This window comes from candidate division WOR-3 bacterium (assembly GCA_013177935.1).
In the GTDB taxonomy this organism is placed as follows: domain Bacteria; phylum Hydrothermota; class Tepidihabitantia; order Tepidihabitantales; family Tepidihabitantaceae; genus Tepidihabitans.
Genome location: JABLXZ010000002.1, coordinates 191,608 through 207,063 on the forward strand (window position 1 = coordinate 191,608; position 15,456 = coordinate 207,063).

General features: G+C 54.9%; 12 protein-coding genes. 5 read left to right on the plus strand and 7 right to left on the minus strand.

The window, feature by feature from the left end:
• Positions 1–54 precede the first annotated feature (54 nt).
• Positions 55–5,532, minus strand: a complete 5,478-nt coding sequence (locus HPY86_04090) for a T9SS type A sorting domain-containing protein (protein ID NPV14092.1) — start codon at positions 5,530–5,532, stop codon at positions 55–57.
• Positions 5,533–5,556: 24 nt separating this feature from the next.
• On the opposite strand from HPY86_04090, the gene HPY86_04095 reads away from it, so the two are divergent.
• The 5 genes from HPY86_04095 (at position 5,557) to HPY86_04115 (ending at position 9,278) form a co-directional block, all read left to right on the plus strand.
• The gene (locus HPY86_04095) at positions 5,557–5,778 is read left to right on the plus strand and encodes a hypothetical protein (GenBank protein ID NPV14093.1); all 222 of its coding nucleotides are present in this window, start codon (positions 5,557–5,559) and stop codon (positions 5,776–5,778) included.
• 596 nt (positions 5,779–6,374) lie between these two features.
• The gene (locus HPY86_04100) at positions 6,375–7,628 is read left to right on the plus strand and encodes a bifunctional 3,4-dihydroxy-2-butanone-4-phosphate synthase/GTP cyclohydrolase II (protein ID NPV14094.1); all 1,254 of its coding nucleotides are present in this window, start codon (positions 6,375–6,377) and stop codon (positions 7,626–7,628) included.
• Positions 7,615–8,076, plus strand: coding sequence for a 6,7-dimethyl-8-ribityllumazine synthase (locus HPY86_04105; GenBank protein ID NPV14095.1), 462 nt, complete (start codon positions 7,615–7,617; stop codon positions 8,074–8,076). Before HPY86_04100 ends, HPY86_04105 begins: the two co-directional genes overlap by 14 nt.
• Positions 8,077–8,125: 49 nt before the next feature.
• Positions 8,126–8,572, plus strand: coding sequence for a transcription antitermination factor NusB (gene nusB, locus HPY86_04110; GenBank protein ID NPV14096.1), 447 nt, complete (start codon positions 8,126–8,128; stop codon positions 8,570–8,572).
• A complete protein-coding gene (locus tag HPY86_04115; GenBank protein ID NPV14097.1) occupies positions 8,550–9,278 on the plus strand; it encodes a metallophosphoesterase in 729 nt (242 codons plus the stop codon). Before nusB ends, HPY86_04115 begins: the two co-directional genes overlap by 23 nt.
• Positions 9,279–9,325: 47 nt before the next feature.
• Here HPY86_04115 and HPY86_04120 read toward each other — a convergent pair whose 3' ends face one another.
• The 6 genes from HPY86_04120 to HPY86_04145 form a co-directional block, all read right to left on the minus strand.
• Positions 9,326–12,013, minus strand: a complete 2,688-nt coding sequence (locus HPY86_04120; GenBank protein ID NPV14098.1) for a S8 family serine peptidase — start codon at positions 12,011–12,013, stop codon at positions 9,326–9,328.
• Positions 12,014–12,095: 82 nt separating this feature from the next.
• Entirely contained in the window at positions 12,096–12,893 is a 798-nt protein-coding gene (locus HPY86_04125; GenBank protein NPV14099.1) for a methyltransferase domain-containing protein, read from the minus strand.
• The gene (locus HPY86_04130) at positions 12,862–13,536 is read right to left on the minus strand and encodes a hypothetical protein (protein NPV14100.1); all 675 of its coding nucleotides are present in this window, start codon (positions 13,534–13,536) and stop codon (positions 12,862–12,864) included. The genes HPY86_04125 and HPY86_04130 overlap by 32 nt, the downstream gene beginning before the upstream one ends.
• Entirely contained in the window at positions 13,526–14,035 is a 510-nt protein-coding gene (locus HPY86_04135; GenBank protein ID NPV14101.1) for a hypothetical protein, read from the minus strand. Before HPY86_04135 ends, HPY86_04130 begins: the two co-directional genes overlap by 11 nt.
• 30 nt (positions 14,036–14,065) lie before the next feature.
• A complete protein-coding gene (gene nadA, locus HPY86_04140; protein ID NPV14102.1) occupies positions 14,066–14,968 on the minus strand; it encodes a quinolinate synthase NadA in 903 nt (300 codons plus the stop codon).
• Entirely contained in the window at positions 14,965–15,441 is a 477-nt protein-coding gene (locus HPY86_04145) for a DUF488 family protein (GenBank protein NPV14103.1), read from the minus strand. Before HPY86_04145 ends, nadA begins: the two co-directional genes overlap by 4 nt.
• Positions 15,442–15,456: the final 15 nt, after the last annotated feature.

A 15,456-nucleotide genomic window follows, 5' to 3' on the forward strand; every position in this document is an offset into this window, starting at 1 on the left:
TTTTAAAGCAAACGGGGCGTCCATCAGGACGCCCCGCGTCGTTTAATGTTTATTTTAACGCTGGATGACCAGTTTTCTTGTTTGCAAAGTACCGGACGGGGTTGAGAGCCTGACAAGATAGATGCCGTTGGGCAGATCGGTGATGTCAAGTTGATGGATTGAGCCGGTAACGAAACGCGCGGATTTGACCAGTGTGCCCAGGGCGTTGAAAAGTTCAATCGTGAGTGGTGCATTGTCAGGTGAAGCAATTGTCAGGATATGGTGTGCTGGATTGGGTGCGAGCCGGAGGCTAGCATTTTCCATCCGCGGTGCCGGTTCGGCAGCTATCCCGTTGCGACGAGGCATTTGGGGCGAAAAGATGCTCATAGTGTCCGGGATGTAAACATAGAACTCGTTCGTGCCGTTACCCCGTAATGCCCAGACCTGGCGCCGCAGGAAGGTTAACGCACCACCCGCCTTTACGCGCTTACCCGAAGGTCCTTCGGGCATCTCTGACAGCTCATACCAGTTGTTTGTCGTTAAGTTGTAGCAATAGAAGTAGTTGCGATTACCACCGGTAAGAGCATACAGCGTGTTGTTACCATCACTGGCGATGCCACAACCGTCACCGCAACGGGAGCGTTTACCTGATGATGAATATTCAGGCACCGCGGTCTTCATATGCCAGGCGTCCTCTTCAATCGAATACTCATAGAACTCGTTAACCTTGGATTTGATGGCATACAACTGTTCTGAACCGTGGGCACAGAGCGCTGAACCAGACTTAAACTTTTTGCCAGAAGGTCCGGCAGGAGCCTGAGCACGTGCCGCCCAGGTGTTGGTTTCGACCGAATACTCATAGAATTCGAAGGTGTTAGAGCCCTTCAAGAGGTAAACAAAACCGCTGTTGTTCCGGTTGACATAGGCTAAACCGGTGCCACCTTTTAAGGTTTTGCTGCCCGCGGGCACATCAGGTAGTTGGGTCCAGGTGTTTTCGATGATATCGTAACGCCAGAATTCAAGGGTGCCGTTGCCTTTTGTCGCATAGACATACCGTTCACCATCGGAACAGAGCGCACCACCTTTGCGCACCGGTTTACCAGATGGGCCGGTTGGCATTGCGGGCAGGGCACGCCAGATTCCGGTCTGGACATCGTATACATAGAAGTCGAGCGTTTTATTACCGCGCAGGGCGTAGATTCGGGCGGTGTCGGTTTCAATGCCGGCGAGGGCGCCGCCGTGCTTTACCGGATTGGCACCAGGCGGAAGGTCAGGTCGGCGTTGCCAGCCCAGGGCACCAGGTGAGACGCGCACTTTTACATTCAGGCTGTCGTTTGTCGGTTCAGCGTCACCAGGCGCGACCACCGCAGCAATCAGCCGATAGTAACCGATGGTTGCGGCCCAGGGTGGCAGACGCACATCACGGGTTTCGCCCGGGGCAAGTTCTGGGGTGGCAGCAGAATCGTAATAAATCAGACTGCCGCTCACGGTGTCGATGATGGTCAGAAATACCTGACACTCGGTTGGAATTGAGCCAAAGTTCTTTGTCCGGGCGATAGGTGAGACAATCATCGGTCGCATATCACCCTGCGGCGAAATCGAAACCAAGCCGACATCCCGCATCACCACCCGACAGGTGGTTGAAAGGGTGTCGTTTCTGGGATTGGGGTCACCGAGCCCAACTGAACAACGAACGGTATAGTTCCCCGGAGTTGCGGTCCAGGTTGAAAATTGGACATCGCGGGTTGAGTCTTGAGGCAGGAGGTTGACAAGTGCAGAATCAAAGAACACGGTGCCTGAGGTGCCGGTTATCTTTAAGAATGTTTTAAAGGAACGGGTAGTGGGAGAGTAGTTGGCAACGCGGGCAACCGGTGTAATATCGCCCGGGTCGATATCACCGCTGGGTGCGATAATCTGGACCACACCAACATCGGTACCAACCACGCTGACCGTTCCGCTGGCGCGGTCGTTTAGAGGATTCTGGTCGCGCGAGAGCAAAGTGGTGCAGCGGGTGCTGAAACTCCCAGGTGTGTTGGCGTACCAGTCCGGGAACGATATCACCGTATCGGCACCGGCAGCCAGGGAGATTGAAAGCTGGGCAAGGTAGCCATCAGTGATGGTGAACCGGCAGAAGAAAACTTCTCCGGTTGAACCGAGGTTGCGAAGCCGTGCCTGAGGGGTAATTACCGCGCCCGAGTCAACACTACCAGTTGGTGCGACAATGGCGACCGCCGCAACATCGTGTACCAGCACGGTTGTACTTGACCTTGTTGTGTCGTTAGCGCGGTTGGCGTCATTGGCGACATAGACCGAGCAAAGGACGGTTAGGGCACCGCGGGGCGCATTGACCCGCCAGGGTGTAAGGTTAATGGTATCGGTTGAGCCGGGGTTAATTGTCGCTGACAAAGAGTCGTTGTAAAAGGAGCCAATGCGGACAAAAACCCGGGCATTCTCCTGGACCGAGCCCTGATTAGCGACCGTTACCCGAACCGGTACAAGAGCGCCGGAGTCAATAAAAGCCGTAGGTGATAAAATCGCCCGGGCAGCGATGTCGTGTACCGCAACAATGAACGAGCCGGTCACACGGTCGTTTGCGGGCACCAAATCGCCGCTAAGCTTTGTTGAGCAGGCGGTAGAATAGGTGCCGCGTGGACCGCAGAGCCAGTTGGAAAAGTAGACATTAACCGATTCACCCGGGGCAAGGTTGTTCACCAGCGCGCTGTCAAGCCAGGTGGTTGTGCCGGTGATGCGGAAGATCGCCCGGAAGTTTTCGGTGGTATTTCCAAAGTTCCGGACCCGAGCCTGAACCGGCAAAGTGGAAGCGGAGTCAACATTGCCAATCGGTGAGAGAATTTTTGTGCAGGCGACATCCCGGACCCGGACAAACACATTGGCGGTTGCAAGGTCATTGGGCGGGTTGTTGTCGCCGGCAAGTTCGGTTGAGCACCGGACCGTGCGTGTACCCCGCGGCAGTGCGGTCCAGGATGGGAAGTTAACGGTGTCAATCGCGCCCGCGGCAAGGGTTTTGGTGCGGGTCTGGCTGTAGCCGGTGCCGGAAATCGTCAGAACGATGGGGAAGGTTTCGTTAGTGTTGCCATAGTTGCGTACCGTCGCCTGAAGCGGGACCACGGTGCCGGAGTCAACCGTTGCCGGCACCGAGATGGACACCACCCCGACATCGCGATAACGGACAAACACCGAACTGCTGATACGGTTATTTGCCGGATAGGTGTCGCCAGCGAGCATTGTTGAGCACCGGACCGCAAGGTTGCCCGCTGGTTGCGCAGTCCAGACCGGGAAAGAGGCAAGGGCAGAGTCGTTGGCGCCAATGTAAGGGATTATGGTGTCCGCGGTGTAGCCGGCGCCAATCGTGAAGCGAACCGGGCAGTTTGTGACCGGAACCGGCGAGTAGTTGCGAACCCGCGCCTGTGGCACGATTGGCGTGCCGTAGTCAACGGTACCGGTGGGCTGAATGATGCGGCTGACCCCGACATCAAGGTTAGTGGCAATGACCTGAGCCGAGTCCCGGTCCGGCAGGTAGTTTGGTTTGGTTGCGGTGACATAGAGATAGCCCGGGGTGGTTGGGTTGATGGAGAATGTCACCTGGCCCGCCGCGTTGGTGTAGTTGCGGGTGTACACCTCGCTGCCTTTCCAGAGGCAAACAAGGGCGCCTGATACCGGGTTTGAGCCAGACCGGACCGTCACGGTGAAGTTCTGGATGCCGATATTGATGGGTGAAGCGAACTGGGCGTCGAGTTGCGCCGGAATCTGTTCATACATCAACTGGAGCGGGTCACCAAAGTAGTTCAGTTCAAAGTAGCACCAGCGCCAGGCACCATCACCGGCGTTAGCCGAACTCCGATAAACCTCTTTGGATTCGGCATGGGTTAGACCGATGGGCATTGTGTCGTGGTTGAAGAAGTAGTCGTAGAAGCGGATGTCCAATTTTTCGGATGGTCCAAGCACGGGCGGTGTGCCCCAGCCGTAACGGGAGTTCATAATCACATTTAGGGCACCACCGGTGGCACAGTTGTGGCTCGCTTCGGCAAGGCAGTCCGAGTATTCAAAGTTTCCCGGATAACAGGCGATGGAGTTGATTAAACCAACCCGCGAGCCATTGTTGTGACCCGAGGTGACACTGGTTGAGTAGAAGGCGGTTGAGTAATGGTAGATGCCGACATCGTCGCCATGGCCCACCATATGGGCGAACTGGAACCCGTGGTTAAGCGAGTCGCGCACCATCGTGGTGTTGGTGGGATAGTGAATGCGCACTTCTGACCAACCTGAGGGCAGAAGGTTCGCGATAGAGTCATTGCACATTGAGTCGTTGTAGCCGCTCCACAGATAGGCTTCAACAAGAAGGATGCGGCGCAGATAATCGGTTGGTGGGTTGGTTTCATGGGTGATGACCTTATTGACAAAGGTCTTCACCTGATTGGTGTCGTCAACGCTTGCCCGCCCAATATAAAGGTCGTAGTACAGGTCGGTGGTGTCCTGGCCATATTCACCGAAGATGTTGTCGTTGTCAGAGTCCCAGGACCACTGCAGGTCAACATAGTACAAATCGCACGGGATGTTACCGGTTTCCCCGGCACAGTAGGTACGTGCCTGGCGGGAGGGAACAATGCTGTTGTCGCCACCCAGGAGGACCCACATTGTGCCGTAGTTGTTAAAGTAGTCCCGGATGAAGTTGCGGATTTTTTCCTGAAGGTCCCGGCCCGTGTAGTTACTGTTTATCCAGGTGGTGGTGCGGACAACGGTGGAGTAACCCATTCTGGTCCGCCAGTTTACCAGGCGCTGGAAGTACGGTTCAAGGGTGCTGTTGGTGACAATCACATAGTCGTAGGTGCCAAAGTCGGTCGCCTTTTTCGGTGGTGCATAACGCAGGACATCTTCGGGATTGGCAACGATGGACTGGACTGCAGCCGAGAAAAGTTTTTGCTGCTTTTCAGTTAACGAGATGTTCTCAGCCGACGGGTCGGGTTCGTAATTTATCGAGAGTTTCAACCTTGACGCGATGATGTAAGACCGGGTTTTAGGGTCGTAACGGACCGGGTTCAGGGTGATGGTGACGAGCCTAAACCCGGATTTGATACCCACCGGGCTGATTGAAAACAGGTTTTCGGGCCAGATGTTAGAACCCTGATAGACAGTGGGGTCAGGCTCGACAAAGTCGGGCAGTTTGCGCTGTGAGACCGGTACCGGTGGCTGCGCCGGAAAGGGTGGATTTTCTGCCGTTAATGTCAAAATGTTTTCCGGCGTGACCGTAACTGCGCCCGGTTTCATTCCCTGAGGGATGACAAGGGTGAAGGAGTAAACCGGAAGGATTGGTTTGCCTGTTTCCCGGGTGTAGTCAACCGTCAGACGATAACGGTTGAGTTGCGGGTCATCTTTGGGGACAAGGAGAGAGAATGCCCTGCCCTCCTGGTAAATCGGTTCCACATTAAATGACTGGGGTGAAAATTGAAATGTTTTAGACCAACCAGCACCGATTAAATAGCCGGTTAGTCCGAATGACAGTGTAATGAGTGTGATAATAATCTTGTGCCGCATTCTGGCACCTCCTTTGGTTTATAGGTGTTTTACCGAATTGGATTTTATCAGACAATTTTCCACCGAATTGGGGTGGAGGGTGGTATGTGTCGCCAGACCGCAGTAGATGGTCATAAGCACCACGCCTTTATGGTTCAATCCGAGCCTGATTATATTGTGCCAGAAAATGTCAATGATGTCAAGCAATTTATCGCGGTGCAGCAGGACAGCGTAATTCAAGCTGAGTACAACTCGGACAGAGATTGAACAGTTGAACCTATTGGATAGGTTGACAGGGCAAGAAATAGGGCTTGTGCAGGGTTCAGCGCAGCGGGCATTGAAGCAGATGTTGTGTTGAGAGTAGAAAAAATGGGGCACAGAACCCAAATGACAGCGTAAAAGATTTCTGTACCCATTTTTCAGGGATTGGCATCCGGCTGGTACTTTGGTGTAACCTTATGGGTTATCAATAAGATAGGTATTCTGATTCAGCCGGGAAGTGAGTTAATTGTGATACGAAAGGGGGTGAAACAGGTGATAAATGTTGGGGTGTAAGAGACTATTCCGGGGATTACTCCCGGGCAGAGGAGGGGTGGGGAATTTTTGCCCAAGCCCAACCGCTTTTGGTGTTTTACAACCGAGGGGCATAAGATTATGAGGCGGAGTTTAATTTTCTTCCGGTCGAATTTTTGTGATTATCTATCTTGCAATAACTCTTCAGAGATGCCCAGGTACAGGTTGCTGCTTAAAGCCACAAATTGATTTGAACCCTTCTCGCTGAATAGCGTGACTAAGGGAAAACAAAAAAGACCGGATAAGGGTGTCCTTGACTTTTCTAAGGGTCGTGGTATTTTAATAATTAAATGAGAAGCAGGTCCTTGTCCGACACCGTTTTTGCCAGCGTGCCCGAGGTTCTGCAGGATTTCCGGAAGGGTAAGCTGGTTATTGTGGTTGATGATGAGGCGCGCGAGAACGAGGGTGATTTAATCTGCGCCGCAGCAAAGATTACACCGGACAAGGTAAATTTTATGGCGAAACATGGCCGGGGTTTGATATGCGTTGCCCTGACCCCGGAGCGGTGCGCCGAACTGGACCTTTTGCCCGCGGTTCAGAACAGCACCGCGTTGCACGGCACCGCCTGGACCGTTTCGGTTGATGCGGTCAGGGGCACAACAACCGGCATCTCGGCACACGACCGGGCGGTGACAATCAAGGCGCTGGTGAATTCTAAGACCAAGCCGACCGACCTGGCGCGACCCGGGCACATTTTCCCGTTGATGGCGCGACCCGGAGGGGTGCTGGTGCGTGCGGGCCATACCGAAGCGGCGGTTGACCTGGCGCGGCTTGCCGGTCTTTATCCCGCCGGGGTTTTGTGCGAGGTGATGGCGGATGATGGCAAGATGGCGCGGTTGCCTGAGTTGCAGCGACTGGCAAAAAAGTTCGGGCTAAAGATTCTGACAATAAAAGACCTGATTGAGTTTCGGCGCCAGCGCGAGGTGCTGGTGCGCCGGGTTGTTGAAACAAATTTGCCCACAAAGTTTGGTGAGTTTAAGTTGATTGTTTATGAGGATGAGGTTGAGCAGTATGCCCATCTTGCTCTGGTTAAGGGCGATGTTGCCGGAAAGGAGCGGGTCCTGGTGCGGGTTCACTCCCAGTGCCTGACCGGCGATGTGTTCCACTCCTTACGCTGTGACTGCGGGCAGCAACTGGCAGAGGCGATGCGGATTATCAGCCGTGAAGGGTGCGGGGTTGTGCTGTATATGAGGCAGGAGGGCCGGGGAATTGGTTTGACCAACAAGTTGCGGGCGTATGCGCTTCAGGACCGCGGTCTGGATACGGTGGAGGCAAATCTGGCGCTTGGGTTTCCCGCCGATTTACGGGATTATGGGATTGGCGCGCAGATTCTCTGTGACCTCGGGCTGTCGTCAATCCGGCTTTTGACCAACAACCCGCGCAAGGTTGTCGGGCTGGCGGGTTTTGGCTTGAAGATTGTCGAGCGGGTGCCGATTGTGGTAAAACCAAATCGGCGCAACCTGCGTTATCTGGTTACCAAAAGGGACCGCCTGGGACATATCTTGGGCGATATTGAGAAAGGGGTGAGTGATGGAAAGGCGTGAATTTAAAGGCCGGCTTGATGCCAGCGGCAAGCGATTTGCCGTTGTTGTTGCCCGGTTTAACGACTTGATAAGCCGGGCGTTGCTCGATGGTGCTCTTGACTGCTTTGAGCGGCACGGCGCCGCGGGTGTCGATGTGGTCTGGGTGCCGGGTGCGTTTGAAATGCCCGCGGTGGTTTTGGGTCTGGCACGTTCTAAACGATACAACGGTATTGTCGGCTTAGGAGCGGTGATTAGGGGCGACACGCCGCATGCCGAGTACATTGCGGCTGAGGTGACGAAGGGGCTGGCAAAGGTTTCGTATGAGACCGGAGTGCCGGTTTCTTTCGGAATCATTACCGCGGAAAGTCTGGAACAGGCGCTGGAGCGGGCTGGTGCCAAGCAGGGAAATAAGGGCTGGATGGCAGCGCTCGCGGTAATTGAACTTGCCAACTTGAAGATTGAGGACTGAGCAACCAGGGCACAGTGCCTTCTGAACTGCGCGCCGACAGGAGGGCGTGATGACCCAGCGCCGATTGGCACGGGAGAGTGCGGTTGAGGTGCTTTACCGGCTTGACCTGGTGGCGGACGAGCCGGAAGCGGTGATTCAGGAGATTTGTGCCCGCAAAAACCCGTCCGAAGAGGCGGAGAGTTATATGCGACGAATCGTGCAAACGGTGGAAAGGCATCAACAAGAGATTGACCGAGTATTGAAAACCCATCTGAAGCGATGGCGGCTGGAGCGGTTGACATTTATCGACCGGGCGATTCTGCGGATGGGCTGCGCCGAGATTTTGTTTTTTGATGATGTACCACCCAAGGTGGCGATCAATGAGGCGGTGGAGATTGCCAAGAAGTTTGGCGACGACAATGCCGGCAAGTTTGTAAACGGGGTTCTGGACGGGGTGTACAAAGACCATTGTGGGGGGCAAAGGGAGAGCGGCGATGATTCTCGGGGTGTTGAGTGATATCCACGGAAATTTGGAGGCGCTGACCGCGGTTTTACAACTGTTTAACGAAAAGGGTGTGCAAACTGTGCTTTGTGCCGGGGACATCGTCGGTTATGGCCCGGACCCGGAACGGTGCATTGAGCAGTTGCAAAAAATCGGGGCAAAAACGGTTGCGGGTAATCACGAATGGGGTGTGCTGGGAAGAACAGATATTGACTCTTTTAACCATTCAGCCCGGTTTGCGATTAAGTGGACGCAAAAGCGGTTGAGCGCGGCGCAAAGGGAGTATCTGGGAAATTTACCGCTGATTTACCAGTTCGGTCCAATTCATATGGTACACGCTGCGCCATCGGACCCGTCGAGCTGGGATTATTTGCTGAGCCTTGAGGATGTGGCGGGTGAGATGGGGGCATTTACCCAGGACATCTGCATTGTGGGCCACACACACATTCCGATGGCGGTGGAACGGATTTCCGGAAGCCGGGTTCAATTAAAAAAGGCTGATGGCTTCTATATTCGGGAGGATGCTAAATATCTGCTGAACACCGGCAGTGTGGGTCAGCCGCGTGATGGTGACACCAGGGCTTGTTGTTTGATTATCAATATGACCGAGCGCTCGGTAAGTTTTTATCGTGTGGGATACGACATCCGGGCAACACAGCAAAAGATGCGACAGGCAGGTTTGCCCGAAGAGCTTGCCGAACGGCTTGCCCGGGGTCGATAAAATAAAAGGGGCGGCAGCACGCCGCCCCAATTTTTTGTTCGGTTAACTTATTTGAGAACCACCGCCTTCTGGGCGTACACACCAGCCGGTGTTTTTAACTGCACAAGATAGGTTCCACTTGCAAGGTCGGCGGCACTCAAATTCATCCTTACATAATCTCCAAAGTTGACCTGTTTGCGCTGGATGGCTTTCAGCGCACCGGTAAGGGTGTAGAGGGAAAGTTCAACCGTTCCGGTAACCGGCGCGGTGAATTCAACCGTTGCCATCCGGTTAATCGGGTTGGGCGTGATGTGGAGTGTATAAGGACGCCGTGAATGCCAGATGGGTGTTAGGTCTTCAACACCGGGCAGCCTTTCGCCAAACCATTCGAAGATGCGTTTAATCAGGGTCCAGCGCTGGAGGTAGCGGGAGGAGTGGTCAATTGCTTCAAACGCCACCGGGAAGAAAACGAGTTTGTAGTTGCCGGAGTAGCGGATAAGAGAAGCGGCGGTGGTGTCGGCGTAATCTTTGAACCGGGCACAAGCCGCAGCATCACCGAGCGGCCGAATCGCATCACTGGAGCGGGCGTTGCCCGCGCCACCACCACCGGCAAGAACCATTGTGTCGCCCCGGGTTATCGGGTCGCCCGAAATTCCCGGAAGAAACGGTTTGCCGGTGGAGTCGGCAACAAACTGGGCGTGCAGGTAGTCGCTCAGGAAAGAGGAGCCGTTCAGTTCCCGGGCGATATTCTGACCTGAGAGGATAAGTTTACCGTTGTTGTTCAGATAGGCTGTTAGATTTGCCTGGTCGGTTGCGGTCAGGGTGTTACTTGTTGCGTCACCGGTGAACCAGATAACTACCGGGTAACGGTTGAGCGTGTCCACAGGTGGCGAACCCGATGTCTGAACCGAATAGGTGCGATAGAGCACGCCGTTTGAGTCGCAAGCCGATGTGTAGAAGCGCTCATAGTTCTGGCCCGCATCGTCGTCAACAATTAAAACACGGGGTGACCCGGAAACCGTGATGAAGTTGGTGTCAGGATAGGCAGGGTCCGGGGTCGCGTGCACGGTGAGCAGGAACCGAATGCGCTGGGGCGGTGCGCTGGCATCGATACTGATGACAAACGAGTCCGCAGAACAGTTGCCGCTTGAGCCGGCAGGAATGTCCGGGAAGGTGGCGTTGCCTTTGACCACGGTGACATCGGTTCCGATTGCGTTGAGTGTTGCCGAAACGCCGGTGGCGTTGCGCCAGCCCGCACTGTTGGCATAAGTTACAATCAGGGCAACAGTCTCACCTGGGTCAGGCTGACCGTTGTTGTTGCCGGCCTGGTCGTTAAAGCGCCAGCCGGTCAAAGTCAGATTGCAGTAGTACAGGGGCAGAACAACATTTGCCATTGACACCCGGCCCGCTCCCAGTTTTCCCTGAGTGTAAAGCGGGTCAGGCATTGAGTCGCAGGCGTCGCGGAGCATCTGGATGCAGGTGGCGTTGGAGATGGTGGTGTCAAAAGACTTTATCCAGCAGGCAACACCAGCGGCAAGCGGGCAGGACATTGAGGTTCCATCCATCGAGCCGTAAGAACCGGCAGCGCGGCTCAGGGTCGAGTAAATCCCCTGGCCCGGTGCAGTGACATCAACCCAGGTGCCATAGTTGGACCAGGATGCCCTGGTGTCGTTAGAGGTGGACGCAGCGACATTTTCAACACCGTTGTAGCAGGCAGGATAGCGCATCACCTCCAGCCCGTCGTTGCCTGCCGAGCCAAAGAGAACCAGTCCCGAATCCCAGGCATACTGACAGGCGTCCGCCATTGGCTGGTAAGGCGATGCCGAGCCGAAACTCATTGAGATGGACCAGGCACCCATCGGGACAAGGTAGTAGATGGCGCCGATCGCGGCGAAGATGGATATTCCACCACCCGAGCCGCAGCGAAACGCCATTGACCGGGAGTTCCAGGTTGTGCCGGCAACACCGGTTGCGTTGTTGGTAACCGCATTGGTGATACCCCAGCAATGGGTGCCGTGGGTGTCTGAACCATCAGGCATCGGGATTGCATCACCGTAGAGAAAGTCCCAGCCGACAACATCGTCGGCGTAACCGTTCATATCCTGGTCAATGCCGTCAAGGTCGCCGTCCGGATAGGGCAGGGTGTCAAACTGGCCATTACCATTGACATCTTCGGGCGTGTTGATCCAGAGGTTTGCCTTAACATCGGGGTGGAAGATGTCCAAGCCATCGTCCAGTACACAGTTTACCACCCGGGTTTTGCCTTTTGCTACCTCCCAGGCGGTTGGTGCTCCGAGGTTGGTGTAGTGCCACTGATAGGAGTAGTAGGGGTCGTCAGGCACTTCGTCAAAGCGCATATAGCCGTTGGGGCAGGTGTAGGCGACTTCAGAGAGTCTTTCATAATCAGCGGCAACCGGTGCAATCGCTTGGTCAACATCAAACTGAATTAGATACTGCAGGTCACAGCCGTACTTCTGGGCAATCGGGTCAACAGTGGGCCGGCGCCAGAGTGGCGCAATTTCATTGACCCGCCACTTGCGGTTGAGCGCATCGAGCGCCGGGATGCCAAAAAGGGCGATGCCGTCTTCCGAGGTGATGTTAAGTTTCCCCCGCAATTCGGGGTTCAATTCCAGAATTAACTGCCCGGCGATGTGCTCTGCGCCATCGGTGGTACGCACCACCGGGCGTTTAAGGTCAGGCCAGGCAAAAGTGGTAGCGATAACCAGAGCGGTTAACGCAAAGAGTCGCAGTTTCATCAGATGCCTCCTGATAGGTTTTATTAATACACTAATCTACTGACAACAGTAAATCATAAACAAAAGGCGGCTTGTGTCAATTTTACTTCTGGGGTTTGTCGGCGGCGATTATTAGTTGTTCGGGCATACCGGAGAGGTTAGGCACTTCCCAATGCTGCCGGACATCGCCTACTTCTTCCAGCCCGAAGATATGAAATCCGGCCCGGGACAGGAAATAAAAATGGTCGGACAAAGTCCAGTGGTAGTTGTATCTACCAAACGCCTTACCCGGTGTGGGAAAACCCTCTTCAAAATCCTCTTCACCACGCGGCCGCCGGCGCTCAAAATAAGAAAAGGCGAGACGCGGGGGTCCTGGTTCCTGTTTCCAGATGCGGCGAATCGGGTGGTATTCGTTGACGACCAACCGACCACCGGGTTCAAGGATTGAGAAAACCGCCTGATAAAACGAGCCTAGGTCTTCAACCAGCCCGGCAACCTGAGCCGCATAGGCGATTTCGCAGGCGTTTTCACCCAGGGAAGAGAGGTTGGTTAGCTCCGCTTCCTGATATTCCAGTTCCACGCCGACAATCTGCGCCCGGACCATAACCACATCCAGTCCACTGTTCGATGGGTCAATCAACCGCACCTTGGCGCCCATTGCGGCAAGGGCAAGCGGTGCCATGCCGTCACCGGTGCCAATTACGCACACCCTTTTGCCGGCGACGGGTCCAAGAAACTCCATCTCCGCCTGGTTCAGGGCAAGCGATGGCATAACCACCACCCGGCGCCAGATGTCGCTATCGTCGGGGTTACGCTCCCAAGCCGGTGCTACGGGTATGTAGTCGCGGGGCGGCATCAACTTCTTCCTTTCAACGCTGGTATTCGACCAGGAACTCTTCACCCTGGGCGGTTTGCCTCCGGACTATGCCGATTTCCGGAGCAAGCCACTCGGTCCAGGATGTTTCGGTTGTTTCCCGGGCAAAAATCTTTTCAGTAAACTCAATCCGATAGCAGTCGTAAAAATCTCCGGCGCTCGTTGACACACTTTCCAAAGCGGCAACCCAGGCACGGACCAGATGGGTGAATTGAATCGTATCGGGACCGTAAACAAGGATTGTATCAAACCGGTCAAAACTACTGTCACCGAGCACAAAGGGCAGTTGATAGAGCAAACCAAACCGGTATTCAACCGTGTCCGGTGCGTTGGGGCGCGAGATGGTGTTGACAACGAGGCGCCGGATTTCGGTTGGGTTGCTCAAGTAGTATTCCGGTGCCGCATTGCGGTAAACCCTGATACAATTTTGATTTAACATCGCTGCGGGCAGGGTATCAACCTCAACATAGATGGTGTCGGTTCCGGCAAGATACTTCCAGCGGCTGCCCGGAATTAACGGGAAGTAGTCAGCACCGGCACGAAAGAGTAGCGTATCGGAGCAGGAAAGGAGAGCGGCAAACAAAAGCGCAGAAGTTAAGCAGAACAGAAGAGTAAAAGACCGGCGGCTGGGCAATAGCGGTATTTTACATTTTAACCTTCTAAAAGGCATAGCCGACCTCCGCATAAATAGCCGGGAAGTATGTAAACACCGGCGTTCGGTTCGGCGGCGCACTTAAGAAGATAATATTGTCAATACCGGCACAGACCCGGCTGTGGCGTTCCTGTTGATAGACAAAGAGGTTGATATGACAATCCGGTGCGTAGCCGGTTTCGCGCGCGTAGTTGTAGGTGCGGCGGATGTAGCCATAACCTGGGCCCGCGCCCAGCGCCAAGCCCCAGTTTGATTTCGCAACCAGGGCATAACTGTAAGATAGGGATAGTTCGTGGATGGTCATTTCGTAACGGATGTTCTGTTTACCGGCGAAGTCAAGGAAGGAGTAGTTCAATCCCAGGCGATGACGGGAAAATGTGTAGCCCAGTTGCGCACCCAAGAGGGTACTGGAACGGGTATGACGGTTGATGCCGCCGGTAGGAAACGCCGCGCCCACCCGGCCCCCAAAATCAAAGCCCGTAAAAAATAATGTGGCAGCGAGCAGCAGATTTAGCACCATTAAACTTTACCATTCCGACAAATTGTGTCAAGAAATGTCCATCATCCGCTGCAGGGCAGCACGGGCACGGATGGCGACCTCCTCCGGGATGGTGATTTCCGGTTGTGTGCCGGAGAGGGCAGTGTGGACCTTTTCGAGGGTGGTCAGTTTCATATTGCGGCAGATTGCGGTGCGGCGCAAGGGGTGGCAGATTTTGCCCGGGTACTCCCGGCGGATGCGCTGGCACATCCCGATTTCGGTGCCCAGGACGATTTCATCATAGTCCCGGGCGAGACGGAGCATGCCACCGGTTGAAGCCACTTTGTCGGCGGCGGCAATTACATCTGGTTGACATTCGGGATGAACGATAACAATTGCATTGGGATGCTCTTTTCTTGCCTGCGCAACATCAGCCGGCGTGAAAAAGGCGTGGACATAACAGAAACCTTCCCAGGGGATGATGTTGCGGCCGGTTTCATGCGCCACCCAGAGGGCAAGGTTTTTGTCTGGAACAAAGAGAATGCGCCGGTCTGCGGGCAGAGTGGCAACAACCTTAACCGCATTTGCTGAGGTGCAGCAGATGTCAGCTTCGGCTTTGACTTCGGCATCGGTGTTGACATAGGCGACAACGAGGTCAACACCCAGTTCCGCCTTTTTGCGGCGCAGGGATTCGGCGGTAATCATCTTTGCCATCTGACAGCCGGCGCGGGGTTCGGCGAGCACAACCCGGGTTTGGGGATTGAGGAGTTTGGCGGTCTCGGCCATAAACTTAACGCCGCAGAACACAATCAGTTCGCAGTCTGCCTGTTGTGCCTGACGGGCGAGTTCAAGCGAATCACCGATGAAGTCGGCAACCTCGTATATCTCAGGCGGCTGATAGTTGTGGCAGAGCACGATTGCCCGCTGCCGCTTCTTTAATTCGACAATCTCTTTTATTAAATCAGCGTTCATCGGCGCCGGGGTGGTTTTGATTTCCCGGGTTGCCAGAACCGGTCCTCTTCAAGGATGTGGACAACCTCCACCCCGTTCCGGGCGACCTCTTGGGCGAGGATGAGCCGGCGACAGAACTCCGGTGTGTAGCAGGAGCAGAGGATGCAGCAGACCCGGGTGGGAACCCGGCTGCTGATGATTTTCAGCCCGCGTTGTACCTCTTCGGTCTGGAGCCAGTTCTTTACCGCATGGCGGTCAGGTGCGGCGAGCAGGGCGCGACAGCCACCGCCCAGTTCGTTGCCCAAAAACACATAGTTAATCTTGTTGTCCGAGCACAACTTTTCCAGACCGGCGCGGGAAAGGTGGGGCAGTTTTTCGGCAATCGGTCCGGGGTTGGCGCGGATGTCGAACAGAACCTGGATGCCGAATTTATAAAGCAAACGGCTGAACTCGTATTCCGGGCGATGACCGGTACCGAGGGTATAAAGCTTCATTCTTGGTGTCCCCTT